The sequence below is a fragment of the Streptomyces sp. NPDC002232 genome, from assembly GCF_042890295.1.
GTDB lineage: Bacteria > Actinomycetota > Actinomycetes > Streptomycetales > Streptomycetaceae > Streptomyces.
On the sequence record NZ_JBIARV010000004.1, the window covers coordinates 993,041 to 1,013,913 of the forward strand.

Sequence of the window (20,873 nt, forward strand, 5' to 3'; positions counted from 1 at the left end):
GTCTCCTCCGAGCTCCGTAGACCTGAGCCACCCCCCCAGAAAAAGCAAGGATCCGAACCACCTTGGCACGCACTCTGCGCACGATGGTCCTGCCTCTCGCGCTCTCCAGCCTCCTCCTGTCCGTCGCGCCCGCGCTCGCCGCGGCGCCCACCCCGCGCCTCGACGGCGTCGAGCAGTCCCTGCGCCAGGTCTCTCCCGGTCTGGAAGGCTCCGTCTGGGAGCGTACGGAGGGCAACCGCCTCGGCGCTTCCGCACCCGGAGGCGCCGAATGGCTGCTCCAGACCCCCGGTTGCTGGGGCGACGCCACCTGCGCCGACCGTTCCGGCTCCCGCCGCCTGCTGGAGAAGGTGCGCGCGGACATCGCCGAGGCGCGGCAGAGCGTGGACATATCCACGCTGGCCCCGTTCCCGAACGGCGGATTCCAGGACGCGATCGTGGCCGGTCTGAAGGAGGCCGTGCAGAAGGGCAACCGGCTCCAGGTCCGCATCCTGGTCGGCGCCGCACCCGTCTACCACGCCAACGTCATCCCGTCCTCGTACCGCGACGAGCTGGTGACGAAGCTCGGGCCGGCGGCCGCGAACGTGACGCTCAACGTCGCCTCGATGACGACGTCGAGGACCGGGTTCTCCTGGAACCACTCCAAGCTGGTCGTCGTGGACGGCACTTCGGTCATCACCGGCGGCATCAACAGCTGGAAGGACGACTACCTCGACACCACCCACCCGGTGAACGACGTCGACCTCGCGCTGACGGGACCGGCCGCCGGTTCCGCCGCGCGCTACCTCGACACCCTGTGGGACTGGACCTGCGGCAACAAGAACAGCTGGACCAGCGTCTGGTTCGCCTTTTCCCAGGGCGCCGGCTGCCTGCCCACACTGCCCCGGACCGCCACCGCGCCGGCCGCCGGTGACGTCCCCGCCCTGGCCGTCGGAGGCCTCGGCGTCGGGATCCGCCAGAGCGACCCCTCCTCGTCGTTCCGCCCCGTCCTGCCGAAGGCCTCCGACACCACCTGCGGCATCGGCGTCCACGACTACACCAACTCCGACCGCGACTACGACACGGTGAACCCGGAGGAGACCGCACTGCGCGCCCTCGTCGCGAGCGCCACCGACCACATCGAGATCTCGCAGCAGGACCTGCACGCGACCTGCCCGCCGCTGCCGCGCTACGACGTCCGGCTCTACGACACCCTCGCCGCGAAGCTGGCCGCCGGAGTGAAGGTGCGCATCGTCGTCAGCGACCCGGCCAACCGAGGCGCCATCGGCAGCGGCGGCTACTCGCAGATCAAGTCCCTGTCCGAAGTGAGCGACGCCCTGCGCGGCCGCCTGAAGGTCCTGACCGGCGACGAGCCGAAGGCGCGGGCGGCGATGTGCCAGAACCTCCAGCTGGCGACGTTCCGCGCCTCGGACAAGCCGACCTGGGCGGACGGCAAGCCGTACGCGCAGCACCACAAGCTGGTCTCGGTGGACGACGCCGCCTTCTACATCGGCTCGAAGAACCTCTACCCCTCCTGGCTCCAGGACTTCGGCTACGTGATCGAGAGCCCCGCCGCCGCCCACCAGCTGGCGGACGGGCTCCTCGCCCCGCAGTGGAAGTACTCGCAGGCGACCGCCACGTACGACTACGCGCGCGGCATCTGCCAGGGCTGAGAAGTCCCCGGACCGGTGATCCGGCAGGAGGGGGCGGGGTACGCCGGACCCAGTCGGCCCCTGGTCGGCCGGGACGGCGTCACCATGTGACGCGACGGCCTCCCGCCTGCCCCTCCTTCTTCTATCGTGCCGTTCATGGACATGGGAGCGGCGTTGATTGCGATAGTCGGGGTGGCAGGAACCCTCGGGGGTGTGCTGCTGACTCAGCGGGGAGCCGATCGGACCAAGCGGCGTGAGCTGGAACTGAGCCGAGCCATTCAAGAGGCCCGCGAAGAGCGCGAGTTGCGGCGTACGAGCTATACCCAGCTGCACCGCGACGCCCGCCAGTTCGCGACGGCGCTCAGCCGGCACCTCTACGTCCTGCGGGATCGCGCGGTCGCCGACGAAGATGTGTGCGCCCTGGAGGAGGCGAAGGAAGCGCAGCGCAACGGCTGGTCGGAGGCCATCATGATCGCCCCCGGTACGGTTCTGGACGCGGCCTCGCAGGTGAATGCGGAACTGACCCGTGTCTACGGACAGGTGAAGCGTCAGGAGCACGGGGACCCCCGGCAAGGCGAGAGCCTGCGCACCGCCGCTGAAGCACAGCAGGCGCTCTGGCCGCTGATCCACGCCATGGGAGATGCCATGCGGAGCGATCTCGGGGTGCCCGGTGACCTCAGAACGACGTTGACGGTGGGGGAGACCGGTCGCGTGGGCGTGCCCGGCGACATGCCTGCGGTGAGCAGGGTCAGTGACGGTCCGGCGGCCTCGGGCGCAGCCCCGTAGGCACGGTGCGTCGGAGCGGAGTGGGGATGCCGCGCAGGACTTGGGGCGGGGTGGGCCGCCGCCGGGGTGAACCCGGCGGCGGCTTCCCGGGTGGGTCAGCCGATGTGGGTCGGTCAGCCGAGGTGGATGAGTCCGGCGGTGGCGGTGGTGCGTTCCAGGGTGGGGGTGCCGTTGAAGACGGCGGTGTAGCCGAGGTGGAGCAGGACGGCGACCACGGGGCAGGGGCCGGTGCAGGTCGCGATCCCCGCCGCGTTGGTGGTGGCGCTGCACACGCTGGTCGTGCCCACGGCGAACTTCACGGTGGTGCCGCTGATGGGCTTTCCGGTGACGGCGTCGGTGAGGGTGGCCGACAGGTTCAGATTGACGCTCAGCTGCCCGGGGGTCAGGGAGAACAGCAGGGGTGCGGCGGAGAGTTTCGTCGTGGCCCGGGTGTAGGTGTACCGGCTGACCGGGCTGGTGGCGCTCGTTCCGGCAGCGGTCGTGACGGTCACGTCGGTGGATCCGACGCCGGTGGCGGCCGGGGAGGTCGCGGTGATCTCGGTGTCACTGCGGACGGTGAACGAGGCGGCCGGTACGGAACCGAAGGCGACGGCGGTCGCGCCGGTGAAGCCGGTGCCGGTGAGCGTCACGGCGGTGCCACCGGTGGCCGGGCCGCGGTTCGGCGCGATCGCGGTGACGGCGGGCGGTACGGCCCTGGTCCGGGCCAGGGCCAGGCCCCAGGGGCGGGAACCGGTGGGGACGGTGGCCGTGACCGTACGCGTCGCGGTGTCGATCACGGACATGGTGTTGACGAAGGTGTTGGTGGCGTAGACGCGGGTGCCGTCCGGGTCCGCCAGTACGCCGCTGGTCCCCGCGCCGGTCGGGACGGTGGCGACGACGGTGTCGGTCGCCGTGTCCACGACGGATACGGAGTCGCCTCCCCGGTTGGCGACGTAGACGAACTTCCCGTCCGGTGCGACGGTCACGCTCTGCGGCAGGCTGCCGACGGGCACGGTCGCTGTGACGGTGTCGGTGGTGGTGTCGATCACCGACAGGCGGTCGTCGTTGTAGTCGGCGACGTAGACGCGCGTGCCGTCGGGGCTGACCGCGAGACCGGACGCGTTCCCCACGGGGACGGTGGCGGTGACGGCGTTGTTCGCGGTGTCGATCACGGACACCGTCTTGTCGGCGAAGTGCCCGACGTACAGCCGACCGCCGTCCGGGGACAGGCCGAGGGCGTCGGGTGTGCCGTCGGCCGCGATGGTGGCGGTGACCGTCAGAGAGGACGTGTCGATCACGTCGACTCCGGCGGGGCTGTCCATGTGGACCACGTACGCCCGCTCGCCGTCCGGAGAGATGACCACGGACCGGGGCGTGCGCCCCACCCCGACGGTCGCGGCGACGGAGCGGGTGGCGGTGTCGATCACCGAGACCGAGTCGGCGGCGCTGTTCGCCACCCAGGCCTGGGACCCGTCCGGCGTGATGGCCATCCCCGTCGGCGCGCTGCCGACGTCGATGGTGGCCACGGTCGACCCCGTCACCGGATCGATGGCGCTCACCGACCCCGCGCCGGCGTTGGAGACGAAGACCAGTCGCGCCGGTGGCCCGGCCGCCTGGGCGGCCCCGGTGGGAAGCACCGCGCCGACAGCGCCGAGCAGCGAGGCGGCCAGCGTCGCGGCTGTCCCGCGCCATAAACGGCGCCGTGCTCCGTCGTGTACATGAGGCCGGTCGAGGGTGAGTGCCATGAGCTACGCCTCTCGGAGAGAAGGGGCTGCCGGATGCCGTGGTGCAGCTGTCAACTCATTTTATTCACAGGTTTTTTGATGAACTCTCACATGTTTCATTGTTGTCAGATCGGCATGGGTAGTTGACCTTTTTTGATCAGACTGGATCGGCATGCTGGGCAGTCGCAGAGGAGGCGGGCACCTCGGGCAGGAACAGTGATCACTGACCGAACGCATCCGTCCGATCAACTGGGCGCCTGATCAGGGAGGCAGCCTCTCGGACTTGTCCGGGCGATCACGACGTTGTCGGCGGCAGGTTCTTCATGAGGACGATGCTGTCGTAGTTGGTGACGTCCCACCGCCACGTGCCGATCGGCGCGTAGCCTCGCCGGAGATACCAGGCGACGAGGTCAGTTGCCTGCGAGGAGGTGTCGATGATGGCCTGTGTCGATCCGAGGGCAGTAATGCGTGACTCCGCCAGGGCCAGCAGTCGTTGCCCGAGGCCGGTGCCTCGTTGCGACGGCTCGACAGCCAGTTGCCAGAACGAGCCCCCACCCGCCGGCGCCGGATATCCGGCCGGAGTGGTGTGCGGCGCTGACACGGTGACGGTCCCGACCAGTACGTCGGGGGCATCAACGGATCACCAACAGCTCGCCAACGACGCGTCGGTGCCGCGTCCGTGCGCCGGGTGGCCGAGAGCTTTTCGAGGGGAAGCGAGTGATCGTTGGGGACCGGGTGACCGGAGGACCGCTGACGTCTGGTCAGAGCTCGTACGGAGAGAGCCAGATCCCATCGCTCTCGACGAAGAGCTCGACCCACGTGCCCGTCACGCCTCCGGGCAGCGGAGCCGCAAGGTCCAGCAGGATCTACGTACCGCCGAAGTCCGTCACTGCGGCCCCTCCACCGTGACGCCCAGGGGCTCAGTACGACCCCCATCACTCGATCATGCGGCATCCGCGCCGTGGCCCCGCCTCCCGCCCGCCGAAATCCGGATGACCTGCCCCGTTCCTCCTCCCTACGCTGCCCGCATGGAACACGGATCCGATCTTCTGAACGTCATCGACGTCGAGGCCACTTGCTGGGACGGGCAGCCGCCGCCCGGTGCGGTGAGCGAGATCATCGAGATCGGCCTCACCGTCGTGGACCTCGCGGCGCGGCAGCGCGTGGCACGGCATCGGATCCTCGTGCGGCCCGAGCGCTCCGAGGTGAGTGGATTCTGCACCGAGCTGACCGGGCTCACGCCGACCGAGGTCGCCCGAGGCGTCGCCTTCGCCGAGGCGTGCCGGATCCTCGCCGACGTCCATGACGCACGCACCCGCCCCTGGGCGAGCTGGGGCGACTACGACCGCAAGCAGTTCGAGCGGCAGTGCCGTGCCCCCGGCGCGCCCTACCCCTTCGGGCGGCCGGCCGAGGAGGCGCACACCAACGCCAAGGCCGTGTTCACCGAGGCGTACGGACTGCGCAAGCGGCCCGGCATGGCAGGTGCACTCCAGCTCGCGGGACTCCCGCTGGAGGGGCGCCACCACCGGGGCGAGGACGACGCGTGGAACATCGCGGCCCTCGTCCTCGACCTGGTGGAGCGCGGGGCATGGACGGGCAGAGGGGCCGGCCCGGCGTCGACCGCGCCCTGAACCGGCTGACCCTGCCTGCCCGCCGCCGTACCCCGCGTCAGGCGGCCGACCCTGTCCGCTCGCCGCCCCTGTACCCCGCGTCAGGCGGTGGACGTCTCCGGCGCCCGCCCGCCGCCCCGTACCCCCGTCAGGCGGTGGACGTCTCCGGAGCCTGCCCGCCGCCCCGTACCTCCGTCAGGCCGTGGACGTCTCCGGAGCCCGTACGACCGGTGTCCAGGGTTCGTCCAGGATCGCCAGCGACGGAGGGTGGACGAACGCTCCTGGCAGGCGCGGATGCGGTACGAGAGCCTCGCGTGCCGCCAGCCGGGCGAGCGCCGGCCCCGGATCGTACGGGACGCGGCCGCGCAGCCACTCCTCGGACACCGCGGGCGTCGACCGCAGACGGGCGAGCACCGCGGACGCCGCCGGATCGTCGCCCCACCGCTCGGCCTCCGAGGCGAGGGCCCCGCTGAAGCGGACGACGGTGTCCGTGCGATGACGGGCGGTCTCGGCCACCATCCGGGCGAAGAGGGCCGCCCAAGGCGTCCACTCGCCTTCAGCGGCGGCGACGAGGGTCTCGTCGAAGAGGAGGCGGTGGGCGTGGATCCAGCCTTCGAGATCGAGCAGAAGACCCGGCATCAGACCCGCCGCCACCAGGTCGCACTGCGCGATGAGCCGCGCCGTCCGGCCGTTGGCGTCGGCGAACGGATGGATCGTCATCAGGCGCGCCATGCTGAACGCGGCGGCGTCGAGGGCCGGGGCGGTGGTCCTCGTCGCCCATCGGTACCAGCGGTCCATGTGGCCGCGCAGCTCCCGCCCGGGTGTCACCGCGATGGCGAAGGCGCGTCCGTCGTCCCAGACGACCCTCGACGCGGAACGGCGGAAGCCGCCCGGGGACGGGATGTTCGGGTCTCCCGCGACGATCATCTCGTGGAGCTCGCACAGCGCGGACGGGGTGAAGCACGGGCGTCGGCCGGGGTGCTCCAGGAGCTCCGCACGGGTGGAGGCGACGGCCAGCAGCCCGGCCGCGGCACGGCGCTCGGCGGCATCCGCGATCCGTTCCGTCACCTCGTGCTCGGGGTGGCGGGCGACGTGACGGCTGTGTACCGCCGTGCGGAACCTGGGCCGGTGGAACAGGTCGGGTGCGTCCAGGTGCAGCAGGGTCGTCTCGGCGAGGGCGGCCAGGGCCGAGGTCGCCGCCGCCCGCTCGGCCGCCGGCACCTCTTCCACGTCCAGCGGCGGTACGACGGGCAGGACCCGCCGTACCGCCTGCCCCGAGGGGCGTCGGGACATCAGCACCACCGGCTGGTGATCTTGCCGGTCGGCTGCGTCACCTCCACGTACTCGGTGCTCTTGTTCCCCCACCAGCTCGTCGAGGTCACCGCGTACGTGTACGTCTGGTACTCCACGAAGAGCGCCCAGGACTGCCCCGGGTTGAGGGTCACGTCCACGCTGAACGACCGCTCGATCTGGGTGTTCAGCTGGGCGCCCAGCGAAGCGGACAGCACCTCCGCGCCGTTCGCCGTGATGTTGGCGCTGACCTGGTAGGACACCTGGTACTTGACGGCGGTGTTGATCCGCACCGGCATGGAGTTCGCGTTGCGGTAGCAGTTCTGCGGCACCTCCTTCTTCTGGCCCGCCTGGACGGTCACGGCATTGCTGCCGCCGCCCCCGCCGCCCCCGCCCCAGGACACCGGGGGTATCGCCGGGTCCATGGGGGTCGGCGGCCGGGTGGCCGTACCGTCGACGACGACCTGCGGCAGCGTGGCGGTGGCGGGCGAGCCCACGGCGCCCGAGCTCACGTCGAGCTCTCCGGACCAGCCGCCACCACCCCCGTCTCCCGCACCGCCGCCGCCACCGCCGATGCCGCCCGGGTCCCCCCACGGGTCCTCCGGCTCGGGGTACGGGTCCTGGTTGTGCTCGTCGCAGTTGGACTGGTTGTCCTCGCAGGCGTAGGCGGTGTACGGGGCGGCCACCGCCGGTACGACGGTCAGCACGGTCGCGCCGAGTGCGGCGGCGACCAAGGTCTTGCGGAGCTTCACGGTTCCTCCGGTCCGTATGGTTTCGGCGGCCGCAGTCTGCCCCGCCGAGCGCGCGGCGGGCTGCCGTGAAAACCCGTAAAGACGTACGTAGTCCAGCCGCCCGAAAGGACCACGACCGCGTTGCCGGGCGGGGGCCGTGCTCGCCGCGACCGCGCTGCGGGGGCCACCTGCCTGATCTCGGACGATCCGTGAACGACCGGGGTGGGATGGCGGAAAAGGACTTCGATCCGCCGACCCATCGTTCGGTAAAGTTGCTGCCGGGCGGGCCGGGGGGCGCGCCGTCGCAGGGTGCGGGGGGACGTTCATGAGTGCTGCGGTGCCCGAGCCCACCGCTCCCCCACGGCGGCGATCGCCGCGTTCGACCGGCTCCTCGTCGCACTGGACGCCGGCCGGGGCGGGGTCGTGGAGATAGCGGGCGACCCCGGCAGCGGCAAGACCAGACTGGCCGACTCCCTGGCGGAACGGGCGTCGGAGCGGGGCGTCGGCGTCACCCGCCACCGGATCGGTGCTCGCCGGTCGGGGGAGGGGCACGGCGAACCGGTGCGGGCGCTGCTCGCGACCTGGTTCGATTCCCGGCCGAGCGCGGACACCGTCCCGGCGGGACAACCCCGCGGCACGGGCGACCGCGAACCCCACGTGGTCTTCCTGGACGACTTCCACCACGGCGCCCCGACCCTGGCCGACGAACTGGCCCGCCTGATCGGCTCGGATACGGACACCCCCCGCCTCCTGGTTCTCGCCCACCGCCCCCGGCAGCTTCACCCCACGCTGCTCGAGCTACTGGAAGAAGGCCACGGCAGCCGCCGCGTGACACGGATCGAACCCCTCGCGCACGACGTGGCAGCGGTGACCGCCATGGTCGCCGCCCGTACGCCGACCGGCGGGGGAAGCGAGCACGACGAGGCCGACCTCGGCACTCAGCTGCACGCCGCGTCGGACGGCAATCCGCTGTACACCCGCATGCTGCTCGCCGCGGACTGGGACCCGGGCCTCTGGCCCGAACGCCCCGGGCAGGACACCCAAGCCCTGCTCCGGGAAGCGAAACCGCTCCTGCGGGAGATCGCGGAACTCTCCCAGCGGGCCAGGACCGCACTGTCGTCCGCGGCGGTGCTCGGCACGGAAGGCGGCCCGTCCTTCCGTGCCGAGGACGTGACGCGGGTGGGCGAGCTGAGCCTGGACGAGGGATACGAGGCGCTCGCCGAACTGGAGCGGGCCGACCTCGTACGACGCGTCGACTGGAACGGCGCCCTGACGTTCCGTCACCCGCTCGTGGGCCACGTGGCCCACGCCCACACCGGACTGGCCCTCCGCATCCGGGCCCACCAGCGCGCCCTCACCCTGGTCACCGAACGCGGCGGGTCCCCCGCGGCGCGCGCGGGCCACGCCGAACATCTCATCGGCACCGACCCGACACGGGTCACAGGCATCCTGGCCGCGGGCGCCCATGACATCGCGCCACGCCGGCCCGCGATCGCCGCCCACTGGCTCCGACTCGCGCTCGAGTGTCCCCCCGACCCGGCCGACGCCCCCTCCTCCCCGCGCGTCGCGCTGCGGATCGCCCGCAGCAGAGCCCTGACCGCGGCCAACCGACCCGTCGAGGCACGCGCGCTCGCCCACGAGGTCCTCGGCCTGCGCCAGGACACCCTGACCCTCGAACAGTCGCTCCAGGCCCACGCGGTCTGCGCCGAAGCCGAGCGGCGACTGGGCCGCCACGAGGAGGCGACGGCCGTCGTCGGAGCCGCGCTCGACCGCCTGCCGCGCCCGCTTCCGGCCCCGCTGCCGATCGAAGCCGTCGAACTGATCACCGCGCACGGCCTGGCCCACGTCCTGCGGGGCACCCACGACCAGGCGCGCGACCTCCTCCGCGAAGCGGCCCACGTCCCCGGGCAGGCCGACCCCACCCAGCGCGCCGTCCTCCGGGTCCTCGCCGCGCTCTGCGACACCCACACCGGTCACCTCGACGAAGCAGCCCGTGAGATCACCCACTGCGCCCGCTTCGTCGACGCCCTGCCCGACACCGAGGCCAACCGCACCCCCGAACTGCTCGCCCTGCTGGGCAGCGCGGAGCTCTACCTCGAACGGTTCCCGGCCGCCGTACGGCATCTGCGCCGCCACCCCGCGGACGACGAGCTGGGCGCCCAGCGCCCCGTTCTGCTGCACAGAAGGCTGGCGCTGGCGATAGCCGAGCAGTGGACCGGACGCCTCGAACCGGCCCAGCGCCACGCGCGTGAGGCCGAACAGCTCGCCCGTACCCTCGGCGCGCACCCCGCCGCCACCCTCGCGCAGGCGATCCGGGTGACCTCGCTGATCTGGTCGGGCGGCAGCGGGCACGCGACCTCGGCCCTCGCGGAGCTGCACGACGCGATCCGTCTGCCGACACCAGGACACAGCTGGTGGGCCACCTCGACGACCGGTCTCCTGGCCCAGGCGCAACTGCTCGTGGGGGACCCGGCCGGCTGTCGTCGCACCCTGCTGGAGGGGGGCGGGGGCGAGGACCTCTCGGCGGTACGGCCCTTCACCCGGCCCCTCCAGCTCAGCCTCCTCGCCCAGGCGACACTGGAGTGCGGGGACCACGACGAGGCCGGACGCCTGGTCGGGACGGCCCGCGACGCCGCACGACGACTCGGTCTGCCCGTGCAGCGGGCGTACGCGCAGTGCGCCGAGGCCCGCCTCAAGGCGGCGGAACGGTCCCACGGGGCCTCGGCGGCGCTGTTCGCGAGCGCCGCCGAGACGTTCCGCGGTGCCGGGATGCCCGTGCAGTACGCCTGGACTCTCGTCAGCGGCGCGGGAGTACGAGAGGAGAGCCACGGCCGCGCCGCCGCTCTGGGCGACCTGGACACCGCCGAGGCGACGGCGCGCGTGGCCGGCGCGCACCTCGTCCTCGAGCAAGCCGCCCGGGCACGGGCCGGGCTCACCGACGACCCCCGGCCCGACGGGGGCCTCGCCGGCCTCAGCGACCGCGAACGCGAAGTCTGCCGCCTGGCGATGACCGGCCTCCGCAGCCGTCAGATGGCCGAGCGGCTCTTCCTCAGCCCGCGCACCGTCGAGACCCACCTCTCACGGATCTACCGGAAGCTCGGGGTGTCGTCCCGCGCCGCCCTCGCGGCCTACCTGCACCAGGCGGGCGAGGCGTTCTGACGCCGTGCGGCGCCGTGCCCCCGGGTCTGGGCGCGCCCGTACGCGGTCGGCAGCCCGGCGGCCGCCCTCTCCCGGGGCGGCGCCGGTGAGGGGGCTGCGGGTCGGCTCACGGTCCGCGCCAGAGGTTGGCGAAGGCGGAGTTCTCGATGGTCCGCCGCTGGCGGACGGCCTCCAGCTCCATGATCGCGTCATGGACGGCGGCGACGACGGCCGTGGCGGCCTCGTCGTCGAGACCGGGCTCGATGTCGGACGGTTCGTCGGTGTCGCTGTCGCCGATGCGGGTGCCGTCGCCGATGCCGACGGCGGAGGCGAGGGCCACCAGGACGGGTTCCCTCCGCTCCCAGCGGTCGACGGCGCTGTGGCGGGCCGCCGTGTCGACGGGCTCCACGCGTCGCGCGCCGAGCGTCAAGCGCCCCCCACGCTTCCGCGTGAGCTCGCCTTCCGCCTCCAGCGCGCTCTGGTACGTGGCCGAGAGGCCCTTGCCCCGCCGCCAGAGCCAGTCGTCGACTCCCTCGTAGGGCGTGGTCCGGACGATCCCGTCGGACGCCTCGCCGAGGAGCCGGTCGTCGAGGACGGACCCCACTCCCGGCACGACACGGTCGCCGTCCACGGTGACGTGTCCGTCACCGAGGAGGTCGATCAGCTCGGCTCCCGCGAGGGCGAGGGACAGGTCTCCCTGCCCGACGGAGGGCTCGTGCCCGGATCCCATGGCGATGATGAACAGGTCCCTCGCCGTGCTCATGCGGCTCCCCTCGCAGACGTCGACGTGGGCGCGCCCCGCCCCGCCCGGCTCCGGAGCCGCCGCAGCGGTGACACGCCGCCTCCTGCCAGTATGGTCCAGCGGCGAGGTCTGCGGGACGGTCCTGCGGCGCGAGGGTGCGGGCCTGCGAGGAGTGGCCGTCGGCAGGGGGCGTGGTCGGGGACTTCGAAACCCCCATGCGGGGTTCCAGGGCCGGCGCGTAGGATGCTCCACATCCCTCGTCGTCCAGCGGCCAAGGACACCGACAGCCGGGCAACCGGAGTCGGAAACCCGGGTTCAAATCCCGGCGAGGCAATCTCTCTGGCGCGTGCTCTACGCGGGCCCAGGCGGCGCCGGATCGGGAGGGCCTTACAGCGTGCAGCTGCCTCATGCGGCGTTGAACGCCCCCGACGTAGGGGTGGCGGCGTTTCCGGCGCGCCTTGCCGACGACGTGCGCACCGTCCTCGCGTACGTGCCGGACAGCTGTCTCGCGCCGGTGCAGCCCTTCGAGGTCGAGGTCGAAGGCGAGCCCTTGGCCATTCCCTCACGGATCTACAACGACGAGCCGGAACCCGGGTCGGAGCGATTGCTGACCGGAACCCAGCGCCTGATCGTGCAGTGTCTGTACTCCCGCCACAGTGATGGACGGATCCGTCAGCGCCGCCTCGAACAGATGGTGTCGTCGAGCGAGCCGTGGGTCGTGCCGTACGTGGTGCAACTGGCCGGAGAGTACGTCCTGGAAATCCTGGAGGCGATCGGGCGGGGGCTTCCCGGGCTCGCCGTCCCGGGCTCGGTTCAGCGTCGGCTCTACGGGGAGTTCATCTCGCGCAACGGGGCCTTCTTCGCGCGGACCGAGCGGCGCGTGGTGAGCTACTGGTCGTGCTACTACCGCCGGACGTACGAGGCGTTCGAGACGTACCCGGGGTGCGCGCTCATGGAGGAGTTCCGGGCCGCCGCGTCGGAGCGGGCCGGCGGAGGCCTGTCGCGCCACACGCCCCGCGGGCGGAAGTACCGCGCGTGAGGGCCGCTGCCGGTGAACGACGTACCGTCGGCGGACCGTCCGGGAGCAGGAGGTCAGGGCGCCCAGCGACGGAGAGACGCGGAACAAGCCCTGTCTGAACGGGACTTGAGTGGGCACACGCACACCATGACCGCTCTCAAGACCGCCGTCCTCGTCCTCGACAGCACCGATCCGGAACCCCTGGCCCGCTTCTACGCGGAGCTGCTCGGCGCCACCGTCGAGCCGAGCCCCGGACACCCCGAACTGCTGCTGGTCTCCGGGGCCGACGGAGTCGTCCTGGGTGTCCACCACGACTCCGGTCACGCCCCGCCCAGCTGGCCCCGGCCCGATGACTCCCAGCAGTCCCACGTGTGGATCGTGGTGGCTCCGGACGCCCTCGACGAGGCCGAACGGGACGCCATCTCGCTGGGGGCCCGGCCCCTGGAGGCCGAGACGAACGGGTCCAGGACGGACCGGCGCACCGATATGCGCCGCTTCATGGATCCGGCCGGGCACACCTTCGTACTGGCCCCCGTGGGCCGCCTTCCCACGTGACCCCTGGCGTCGCCCGCCCGCCCGGCTCCGTGATCGTGGCCGGGTGGGTGGCCGACCGGAGGCCGATGCGACGCGGCCTGTCAGCGATCGGCCGAGGTGATGGCCCGTGCCGTGGCGATCCACGACATCTCATGGCGATTGTCGGTGATCTCCGCGAAGGCACAGGCCGCCCGGGCCGCGGTCGGACGGCCCTTCCCTTGCGAGGGGGAGGACAGCAGAACCGACATGGCGGCCGAGAGCGACTTGAGAGCCATGTAGGGCGCGACACCGGAGGCCCCCCAGCCGAGCGGTTCGCCCCGCTCGATGGTCCGCCTGACGACCTTGAACGCCTGCCGCACACCGCCGAGCACGTCGATCTCGTCGTCGTTCAGGAGACGCTCGGCAGCCAGCTTGGCCATGAGCGCCTCGATCGCTCCCTCGGCGGCGGTCGCGCGTTCGAGACAGCTCCAGCCACTGTGCTCGGGTGTGGTGACGGGCGTGTGATGGCTCGTCAGCGCGTTCCACGTCTTCCAGATGGCGACGAACTCGCCGTACAGCCGCTGAAAGTCCTGGGCGGCGGAGAGCCCCATCTCGCGCTGCTTCTTGACCTGGTCCCAGCGGTCGGTGACACGGGTCGTGACCAGCCAGCCTCCACCGAGGGTGGCCACCACCGTGAGAAGGGGCGCACCTATCGACTCGATGAGCGACATGCTTCTCCTGACACGGGGCATCGGGAGTGCTCATTGAATCGTGCGGGGCCCTGAAGCGAAATGGGGCGGACAGCGGACGCGTCCGCAGGGCGGCTCGTCGCCGCCCGGGAGGCCGGATACGAGAACCCGGAGGCAGAGGTGACGATCGGGGCTCGCGCCGCCTGCGGAATGGGGGACCGCAGGCGGCGCTCCGGCCACCCTTGAGCGCAGCCGCCCGCGCGTGGGGTCGGAGGACGGCGGCGCGGCTCTCCGCCTGCCCGCGCAGCCACGGGTCACACCTCATCACCTCGGAGCTGCGGCGTACGAGAGCGCGTCGGCGGCTCCGCGCGGCGGTCAGGGTCCGGCGCACCGGCGCACCACATCAGCACGGTCCGTCGGGGCTTCGGGGAAGGGGGCGAGTCCGAGGAGGGCCAGCACCGCCTGCGCGGTGAGGCGGTGCCAGCGGCGGGCGTCTCGCAGCATGGTGTGGCCGCCTCGGGGCATCGGGATGCCCACGACGTGCGCCCCCGCGGCGCGGGCGCGAGCGAGGAAGGCCCAGGTCTCCGCGGCAGAGGTGACGCGGTCGGTCTCGTCATGGAGCGCGACGACCGTACGGCCGAGCAGGTGCGCGGTGGGCTCGCCCGACGGACACCACGGGGCGAGCGCGACGACGCCCACGACGTCGGGGCCGGCCGCGGCGCGCAGTGCGGCACGACCGCCGAGAGAGTGGCCGACCAGGACGACGGGCACGGGGCCGGTGAGCGCGCGCAGCTCCTCCAGGGCTCGTCCCGTGTCGGTGACGGGATGGGCGGCGTCGCCGTTCCAGCCGCGGTGCCGGTAGCGGACGTGGCCGACGAGGACCCCCTCGTGTGCCGTGGTGCTCGCGATCGTGGAGGCGAAGGGCCGCATCCGCCACGCGGGCAGGTTCATCCGGGAGAGCGGCCGCAGATCGTCGGCCCGGCCTCCGTGCAGGACGAGGACCGAGGCCCTGGCGCGGGACGGCGGCGTTCCGGTGGGGAGAAGGGCGAGAGCTGATCGTGGCATGGGCTGCGCTTTCGCTGCCGCCCGGCCCGCGAGGCGTCGGCGGGCGCGGCGGCCGAGGGGGAAGCCACCGGTACGAGCGTTTCGACGGGGACGAACCGGGTGTCCGGGACGGTCGTACGTCATCTCCTTCCACAGAAGCAGCGGCTACCGGCGGTGAGCGGCAAGGCCTGCATGTCCGGGGAGAGCAGTGGCGCGAGTGCCCCTGCCGTGTGGAGCACTCGTGCAGCGCCCTGGGCTGCCCGTCCCGCCTGCCACCCGAGGCCGTCGCGGTGGCCAGTCCCTGCTGCGGTCGGCTCCCTCATTGTCGCCCCGCACCGCCTTCCGCGCTGTTCACGCGCGCGTGAACACTGTCGGGGCCGGACTGCCGCTGCCCCTGCCGACCCGGCGCATCGGCCGGCCCCCGCAGGGTGTCGGGAGCGACGACAGCCGCGTCGTACGTCGGCGGTGTTCGAGCCGTTTGCGAGGGCGTTCGCGGGCAAGACGGAGCCCATGAGAGGCATCGACTCCGTCATAAGAACCGTGGCCCACGTGATCGCGGGCATCCTGGTCGTCTGGATCCTCATGGATCTGCTCGACGCCAACCGGGGCAACACCCTGGTCGGTTGGTTCCACTCCGCCGCCGACTGGCTCGCGGGCTGGTCGATCGGGCTCTTCGACGTCGCATCGCACAACTTCCAGGTGATCCTCGACTACGGCCTCGCCGCAGTCGTGTACGTGGTGATCGCGAACATCATCGCCAGCAGGGCCTTCGCCCGGGCGTAGCGCATGTGGCAGAAGCCCCCGGCCTGCGGTTCTCCGGTCGGGGGCTGGACTGCGTCGTAGGGGGCAGCGATCGTTGCCCGTGGGCGCTGAGCGAGTACGGCAACCCTGGCTGGGCGGACGAGCCGTCCTTGTTCAGCGCTTGGGCACGAGGTTCAGCGCTCCGGCACGAGCCCGCACGAGGGTGACATTCCGCCGGCCATTTGGCGACCACCCGGCCGGAAGTCTGACGCGTAACGCTTGACGCGGCTTGCTCGGAGCGCTGCCATGGGGTGGGGGAGGGGGCGTCCATGGCCGACGCGCACAACGAGGACGAAGACGAGGACCGGAGTGCCGAGGCGGGCCGTGCCCGGCCGGATGATCTACAGGGTGGACACGTACCTTCGGCCGCGGACCATGTGTGGGTGGCTGTGCTCGTCATCATCATCGTCGTGCTCATCCTGGTCGTCGTCCTGCCGCACCTCGACATGAACAACGGCGGTTCCACGACCCAGGACTGGGACACCGTCTGGCACTGAACCCGTACGGCCCTGCTGCCACGTCTGGCATCCAGCGTGACGGGTGGCCCTCCGACGGTGACCGTCAAGCCCCATAGCTCCACGCCCGTGGGGCTCACCGCACCGACGCCTCGCCGACCCCGCTCTGCCGTGCGGGCAACGAGCGGGACCGGCGGGGCGCCCGTCGGTGCCTCACAGCACCAGGCGGCCGATCTCCTGCGGGTCGAGGCCGGTCAGGCGGGCGATGCGGGGCGCGGGGATGCCCGCGGTGAGCGCCCGGTGGACGAGACCCTCCCAGTCCTGGGTGGTCTCCCGGAACTGCAGGAGCTCGGCCTCCATGTCGGTGACCGAGCGCGGCGCGCACGCCTGCTCGACGCGTACCGTCTCGTCGGGGCTCAGCGGGATCGGCAGCTGTTCGGCACCCTCGGGGATGAACTCCGCGGCGTCGAACGGCAGGATCCTGACCTCCTCCGAGGAAGCGGAGACGCCGTGCGCCTGGAGCCAGCCGTGCACGGCCGGGGTCTCGGAGCACTCCAGATCGCCGACTGCGGCGAGCGCCGCACCGAGTCGCGGGTGTCGTTCGGGCAGGAGGAACAGAAACGCGTCATCGGCCATCGCGTGGAATTCGCCTTCGCTCGTGGAGGACTGGCCCCTGATGCTAACGCCGCCCGTGAGCGCCGGAGACCAGGGCCTTCGGCGGTGAGCAGGGGGAAGTCAGATGTTCGGTGAGGGGAGCAGCCGAAGGCGGGCGTGGTGCGGCGAGGCCACCGGCGGGCGATCGATGCGCTGGGGTCCAAGTACCCCACCGGGTACGCGAAACACCCAGGAGCACGCGTCCTTCTCCGCCGGTCCGCGCGCCGCGTCCGGCGACGCGGCGCGCCCGGTCCGGTGCCATGGACGGATCGGCCCGGTGCGAAGCACGGATCGGCTCAGTCCGACACACCGACCGGCGCGCTCCGGCACACGCCGACGGGACCGTCGACCCGCGGGGCGGGGCGGCGTCCGACGGTGCTCAGGCGGCGAGGGCGCGGGGGAGTGTCGGGTGACAGTCGATGAAGGCGTCGATGCCGACGATGAGGATCGCGCGCATCACCGCCTCCGTGGGAGCGGCCAGGCGGATCCACCCTTGGGCCGCGGTGAGGATGTGATGACTGGTGATGAGGATGTTGATGCCGCTGGAGTCCATGAACGTGACCCGGCTCAGGTCGACGACGACGCGGGGGCACACGCCCTCGCAGGCCGAGGCCAGCGCCTCCGCGAGGAGAGGGCCGGTGGCGTGGTCGACCTCGCCTGCCGGGGACACGACGAGGATGCCGTCGGACCCGGTGGTGACGGCGACCGTGAGCTTCCCGGGCCCGACCGTGTGCGGGGGGTGGACGTGATCCGGCGCAGACATGAGGCGATCCTGGCATACTCCGTTTCCGAAGTGCAGGGCTCCGGACGTGGTCCGTCGGCGGTGGAGGAATCTCGTTCCGCCTCGGGAACGAGACATGACGTGCCGACACGCGGGTATCCGGGCCCTTGGGACGCGGGGGGCGGGGGAAACGGCTGTGGACACATCAGAAGCGGGACGGCATATCGTCACCGCCGTGCCGGGGGAGGTCCCTCATCAGGTCGTGACACTGCCGGCTGATGACACGTGTATGGGTCAGGCCCGGCGCGTCGCCACCGATTTCCTCACCCGGGCGCGGGTCGACCATGGTCTCGCCGTGACGGAGAAGGCGGAGGATCTGACCCGCCTGGTGGTCAGCGAGCTGGTCACCAACGCCCACAAGTACGTGGGGGGACCGGTCCTGATGGAGCTGTCCGTCGTGGACACGCACATCGAGGTGGTCGTACGGGACCGGGGTACGGATCTGCCGGTGGCGCGCACCGCCGACGCGGGAAGGGTCGGACAGCACGGGCTGGAGATCGTGATGGCCGTCGCTCAGAGCGTCGTGGCCCGGCGCGAACCGGGCGGCAAGAGCGTCACAGCGCGCCTGCCGCTCGAGTAGGCGGTCGGGCGTCCTCGGCGGCGGGACGCGTCCCGCCGCCTGGTGGTCCTCACAGGGTCCCCCCTCGTACAGCCACCCGCCTCACGGGGCGACCACACAGCGTGCCAGCAGCGTCGTCCCGGGGGATCGGGAGCAGGGGGCCGGTCACGGCTGGGTCGCCGCGACCTTGAGGCCGAACCCGATCAGGACGACGCCCGTGACGCGGTCCATGGCGCGACGGACGGAGGGCTTCTGGAAGAAGGCACGGGCCTTGGCCAGGAGCAGCACGTAGCCACTGAGCCATGCGGCGGTCAGCACCGCGTGGATGAGGACCAGCAGCGCCATGCCGGTGTGCGGGGACAGGCCGGGCGGGGCCAGCGTCGGCAGGAGGCCGGTGTAGAAGACGGCGATCTTGGGGTTGAAGAGGTTGCTGACCAGGCCGGTCCGCCAGGCGCCACCGGCAGGCACGGCGGCGTGCGGTGCGTCGGCGCTCGGTGTCCGGTCGCGGCGACTGTGGACCAGCGCCTGGACACCGAGAAGGACCAGGTAGGCGGCGCCGGCCAGCTTGATCACGGTGTACGCGACGGCCGACGCGGCCAGTACCGCGGCCAGGCCCACGACCGTGAGGACGCCCCACACCAACAGTCCCGCGGTGATGCCACCGGCCGTTCGCAGCCCGTCCTGCCAGCCTGCGGAGACGGCCCGTTTCGTCACGACGGCCATGTCCGGCCCGGGCACCACGGTCAGCACGGCGAGCACACCGGCTGCGGTGAGAAACGGCATGATCATGCCTCCAGTCTCACATCCGGTGGGACGGGTCCGGGGGCGGGTTCAGGCCGCGGACCGTGCCGGTTCCTGAGGTGCCGGGCGCGAGGGATCAGGTCAGCGACGGCGGAACCCAGGCGTGGTGACGCAGGATCATCCGTGCGGCGGCCCGGGACGGTGTCAGGCGCATCGCCGTGTTCCGCAGGGTGACGGCCAGGGGGTGGGACAGCTGCTGGCCCATGCGTCCGGCCTGCCGGGCGGCTCGCGCCACGGCCTGGCTCCGCGGCCGGCGCTCGGCGTCGTACCGGGCGAGAGCGGTCTCGACGGTGGACTCGGCGCGGAGGGCGGCGGCCAGGGTGACGGCGTCCTCCAGGGCCTGGCAGGCTCCCTGTCCCAGGTGGGGGGTCATCGCGTGGGCCGCGTCACCGAGCAGCGCGATCCGCCCGACCGTGTAGGAGGGGAGAGGCGCGCGGAGCTCGTTCACGTCGTGGTGCAGCACGTCCTCGGGCCGGGTCGCGTCGAGCAGTGCGGGGACGGGGTCGTGCCAGGTGCGGAAGCGTCGGCGCAGTTCGGCCGGCGGGTCGGCGAACCGCGTTCCCGCGGGGAGGCTGAGGACGGCGTGCCACTCGGCCCTCCCGTCCAGGAAGGCGATGTGCCCGAACTCCGCACCCCGGCCCCATGTCAGCTCGAAGTCCGTCCGCAGATCGACCGCGTGCTCGGTGATCGCGCGCAGCACCGCCGAGCCGCTGTGGACCGGGCCGGGGTGGTCCGGGAAAAGCCGGCCGCGCACCTTGCTGCCGATGCCGTCGGCCGCCACCACCAGATCGGCCTCGAGGACGCTGGCGCCGTAAACGACCTGCACGGTCCCCGAGCCGTTCTGCTCGACCGTGGCCGCCTCGGAACCGATCACCAGGGACCCGGCGGGCACGGCCTCGCGCAGCAGCCGGTGCAGGACGGAGCGGGGGACCCCCTGGATCGGCGTGCCGACCGCCCGCCCCAGCACCGAGCCGTCCATCCGGGTCAGCCAGCCGCCCCGGGGCGTACGGGTGCCGCCGCTGTACTGGCCGCGCGACGCGTCCCGGACCGCCCCGCCGACACCGAGTGCGTCCAGGGCCCGCAGGCCGTTGGCGGCCAAGGAGATGCCGGCCCCCGCGTCCTCCGGCATGGACGAACGCTCGAGGACCGTCACGTCCCATCCGATGCGGTGCAGGCCGATGGCGGCGGCCAGCCCGCCGATGCCCGCTCCGATCACCACTGCCGTGTTCCCCATGCCGGCGCCCCATTTTCTACAGGTGTAGAAGTCGACTCTATCGTGAGTCTCTACGGGTGTAGAAAGGGGGCATGGCTTCGGAACGGCGCACCCTCCTCGCAGACGCGGCTCTCGACGTCCTCGCCGACGAAGGGATGCGCGGCCTGACCCACCGCGCGGTCGACCGCAGGGCAGCCATGCCGCCCGGCACCACCTCGGCCTACTACCGCACCCGCGCCGCGCTGCTGACCGGACTCGTCGCCCGCCTCGTCCAACTCGACCAGGCGGAGCTCCACGACGCGGCCGACGCGCTTCCGCGCCTCCGCACCGTCGAGGACCTGGTCGACGGCATGGCGGCGCTCACCCGGCAGCGCCTCACGGGAGAGGGCCGTCGGCGTTCCCTCGCCCGCCACGCCTGCGCCATCGAGAGCGTGCGGGACGAAGAACTGCGCGAGATCCTCGTGCCCCGCGAGAACGCCGGCCGCGAAGCCGTCCGGCGGTTCCTCGCCCAGCACGGCGTGGCAGACGTGGAGAACCGCACGCACACGCTGTTGACCTGCGTGGACGGCCTGGTCTTCGACCGGCTGGTGAACGGCGGCGAAGTCCAGCGCGAGGCTCTCGAAGGACTGGTCACCGCCGCGCTGCGATAGGTCTGCGACCTGCACCGGTCCCCCCGTGATCGGTGGTGAGACAGCTCCACGGCCCCCACGCCCACGC

The 20,873-nt window shown here is 72.2% G+C and carries 20 protein-coding genes and 1 pseudogene; 10 read left to right on the forward strand and 11 right to left on the reverse strand.

The window, feature by feature from the left end; all coding sequences use genetic code 11:
* The first annotated feature begins 62 nt into the window (after positions 1–62).
* Complete coding sequence (locus ACFYXU_RS22395) at positions 63–1,649, forward strand: phospholipase (protein WP_389459457.1); 1,587 nt, start codon at positions 63–65, stop codon at positions 1,647–1,649.
* Positions 1,650–1,784: 135 nt separating this feature from the next.
* Positions 1,785–2,414 carry a hypothetical protein gene (locus tag ACFYXU_RS22400; protein ID WP_389459460.1) on the forward strand — a complete coding sequence of 210 codons (630 nt, stop codon included), beginning with the start codon at positions 1,785–1,787 and terminating at the stop codon, positions 2,412–2,414.
* Between the two features lie 113 nt (positions 2,415–2,527).
* Here ACFYXU_RS22400 and ACFYXU_RS22405 read toward each other — a convergent pair whose 3' ends face one another.
* Both ACFYXU_RS22405 and ACFYXU_RS22410 read right to left on the reverse strand, forming a co-directional pair.
* Positions 2,528–4,138 carry a beta-propeller fold lactonase family protein gene (locus tag ACFYXU_RS22405; RefSeq protein ID WP_389459462.1) on the reverse strand — a complete coding sequence of 537 codons (1,611 nt, stop codon included), beginning with the start codon at positions 4,136–4,138 and terminating at the stop codon, positions 2,528–2,530.
* Between the two features lie 274 nt (positions 4,139–4,412).
* The gene (locus ACFYXU_RS22410) at positions 4,413–4,736 is read right to left on the reverse strand and encodes a GNAT family N-acetyltransferase (protein ID WP_389459676.1); all 324 of its coding nucleotides are present in this window, start codon (positions 4,734–4,736) and stop codon (positions 4,413–4,415) included.
* Positions 4,737–5,145: 409 nt separating this feature from the next.
* Between ACFYXU_RS22410 and ACFYXU_RS22415 the strand changes: the two genes are divergently transcribed.
* The gene (locus ACFYXU_RS22415; protein ID WP_389459465.1) at positions 5,146–5,748 is read left to right on the forward strand and encodes an exonuclease domain-containing protein; all 603 of its coding nucleotides are present in this window, start codon (positions 5,146–5,148) and stop codon (positions 5,746–5,748) included.
* A 174-nt stretch (positions 5,749–5,922) separates the two neighbouring features.
* Here ACFYXU_RS22415 and ACFYXU_RS22420 read toward each other — a convergent pair whose 3' ends face one another.
* Together ACFYXU_RS22420 and ACFYXU_RS22425 are read right to left on the reverse strand one after the other, a co-directional pair.
* Entirely contained in the window at positions 5,923–7,020 is a 1,098-nt protein-coding gene (locus tag ACFYXU_RS22420; RefSeq protein ID WP_389459467.1) for a Fic family protein, read from the reverse strand.
* Entirely contained in the window at positions 7,020–7,769 is a 750-nt protein-coding gene (locus tag ACFYXU_RS22425; RefSeq protein WP_389406935.1) for a DUF6426 family protein, read from the reverse strand. Before ACFYXU_RS22425 ends, ACFYXU_RS22420 begins: the two co-directional genes overlap by 1 nt.
* Before the next feature lie 288 nt (positions 7,770–8,057).
* Here ACFYXU_RS22425 and ACFYXU_RS22430 point away from each other — a divergent pair, with 288 nt between their 5' ends.
* Positions 8,058–10,907, forward strand: a complete 2,850-nt coding sequence (locus ACFYXU_RS22430) for a LuxR C-terminal-related transcriptional regulator (protein WP_389459469.1) — start codon at positions 8,058–8,060, stop codon at positions 10,905–10,907.
* A 106-nt stretch (positions 10,908–11,013) separates the two neighbouring features.
* On the opposite strand, the gene ACFYXU_RS22435 is transcribed toward ACFYXU_RS22430, so the two are convergent.
* Complete coding sequence (locus tag ACFYXU_RS22435) at positions 11,014–11,649, reverse strand: GPP34 family phosphoprotein (protein WP_389459472.1); 636 nt, start codon at positions 11,647–11,649, stop codon at positions 11,014–11,016.
* A gap of 234 nt (positions 11,650–11,883) precedes the next feature.
* Between ACFYXU_RS22435 and ACFYXU_RS22440 the strand changes: the two are divergent.
* From ACFYXU_RS22440 to ACFYXU_RS22450, 3 genes and pseudogenes are all read left to right on the forward strand, one after another.
* Positions 11,884–11,962: pseudogene (locus tag ACFYXU_RS22440) on the forward strand.
* Positions 11,963–12,043: 81 nt separating this feature from the next.
* Positions 12,044–12,667, forward strand: a complete 624-nt coding sequence (locus ACFYXU_RS22445) for a hypothetical protein (protein ID WP_389459474.1) — start codon at positions 12,044–12,046, stop codon at positions 12,665–12,667.
* Between the two features lie 126 nt (positions 12,668–12,793).
* A complete protein-coding gene (locus ACFYXU_RS22450) occupies positions 12,794–13,201 on the forward strand; it encodes a VOC family protein (protein ID WP_389459476.1) in 408 nt (135 codons plus the stop codon).
* Between the two features lie 80 nt (positions 13,202–13,281).
* On the opposite strand, the gene ACFYXU_RS22455 is transcribed toward ACFYXU_RS22450, so the two are convergent.
* Both ACFYXU_RS22455 and ACFYXU_RS22460 read right to left on the reverse strand, forming a co-directional pair.
* Positions 13,282–13,890 carry a hypothetical protein gene (locus ACFYXU_RS22455; RefSeq protein WP_389459479.1) on the reverse strand — a complete coding sequence of 203 codons (609 nt, stop codon included), beginning with the start codon at positions 13,888–13,890 and terminating at the stop codon, positions 13,282–13,284.
* 333 nt (positions 13,891–14,223) lie between these two features.
* Entirely contained in the window at positions 14,224–14,913 is a 690-nt protein-coding gene (locus tag ACFYXU_RS22460) for an alpha/beta fold hydrolase (RefSeq protein WP_389459481.1), read from the reverse strand.
* 489 nt (positions 14,914–15,402) lie between these two features.
* Between ACFYXU_RS22460 and ACFYXU_RS22465 the strand changes: the two genes are divergently transcribed.
* The gene (locus ACFYXU_RS22465) at positions 15,403–15,675 is read left to right on the forward strand and encodes a hypothetical protein (protein ID WP_329858068.1); all 273 of its coding nucleotides are present in this window, start codon (positions 15,403–15,405) and stop codon (positions 15,673–15,675) included.
* 686 nt (positions 15,676–16,361) lie between these two features.
* Here ACFYXU_RS22465 and ACFYXU_RS22470 read toward each other — a convergent pair.
* Both ACFYXU_RS22470 and ACFYXU_RS22475 read right to left on the reverse strand, forming a co-directional pair.
* Positions 16,362–16,784: a DUF6003 family protein gene (locus ACFYXU_RS22470; RefSeq protein WP_329858066.1), complete on the reverse strand. Its 423-nt coding sequence runs from the start codon at positions 16,782–16,784 to the stop codon at positions 16,362–16,364.
* 397 nt (positions 16,785–17,181) lie between these two features.
* Positions 17,182–17,565: an STAS domain-containing protein gene (locus ACFYXU_RS22475; protein WP_389406940.1), complete on the reverse strand. Its 384-nt coding sequence runs from the start codon at positions 17,563–17,565 to the stop codon at positions 17,182–17,184.
* 220 nt (positions 17,566–17,785) lie between these two features.
* Between ACFYXU_RS22475 and ACFYXU_RS22480 the strand changes: the two genes are divergently transcribed.
* Positions 17,786–18,163, forward strand: a complete 378-nt coding sequence (locus ACFYXU_RS22480; RefSeq protein ID WP_389459484.1) for an ATP-binding protein — start codon at positions 17,786–17,788, stop codon at positions 18,161–18,163.
* Positions 18,164–18,307: 144 nt separating this feature from the next.
* On the opposite strand, the gene ACFYXU_RS22485 is transcribed toward ACFYXU_RS22480, so the two are convergent.
* Together ACFYXU_RS22485 and ACFYXU_RS22490 are read right to left on the reverse strand one after the other, a co-directional pair.
* Positions 18,308–18,931, reverse strand: coding sequence for a LysE family translocator (locus ACFYXU_RS22485; RefSeq protein WP_389459487.1), 624 nt, complete (start codon positions 18,929–18,931; stop codon positions 18,308–18,310).
* An 88-nt stretch (positions 18,932–19,019) separates the two neighbouring features.
* Entirely contained in the window at positions 19,020–20,177 is a 1,158-nt protein-coding gene (locus ACFYXU_RS22490; protein ID WP_389459490.1) for an FAD-dependent monooxygenase, read from the reverse strand.
* Between the two features lie 71 nt (positions 20,178–20,248).
* Here ACFYXU_RS22490 and ACFYXU_RS22495 point away from each other — a divergent pair, with 71 nt between their 5' ends.
* Complete coding sequence (locus ACFYXU_RS22495; protein WP_389459492.1) at positions 20,249–20,806, forward strand: TetR/AcrR family transcriptional regulator; 558 nt, start codon at positions 20,249–20,251, stop codon at positions 20,804–20,806.
* Positions 20,807–20,873: the final 67 nt, after the last annotated feature.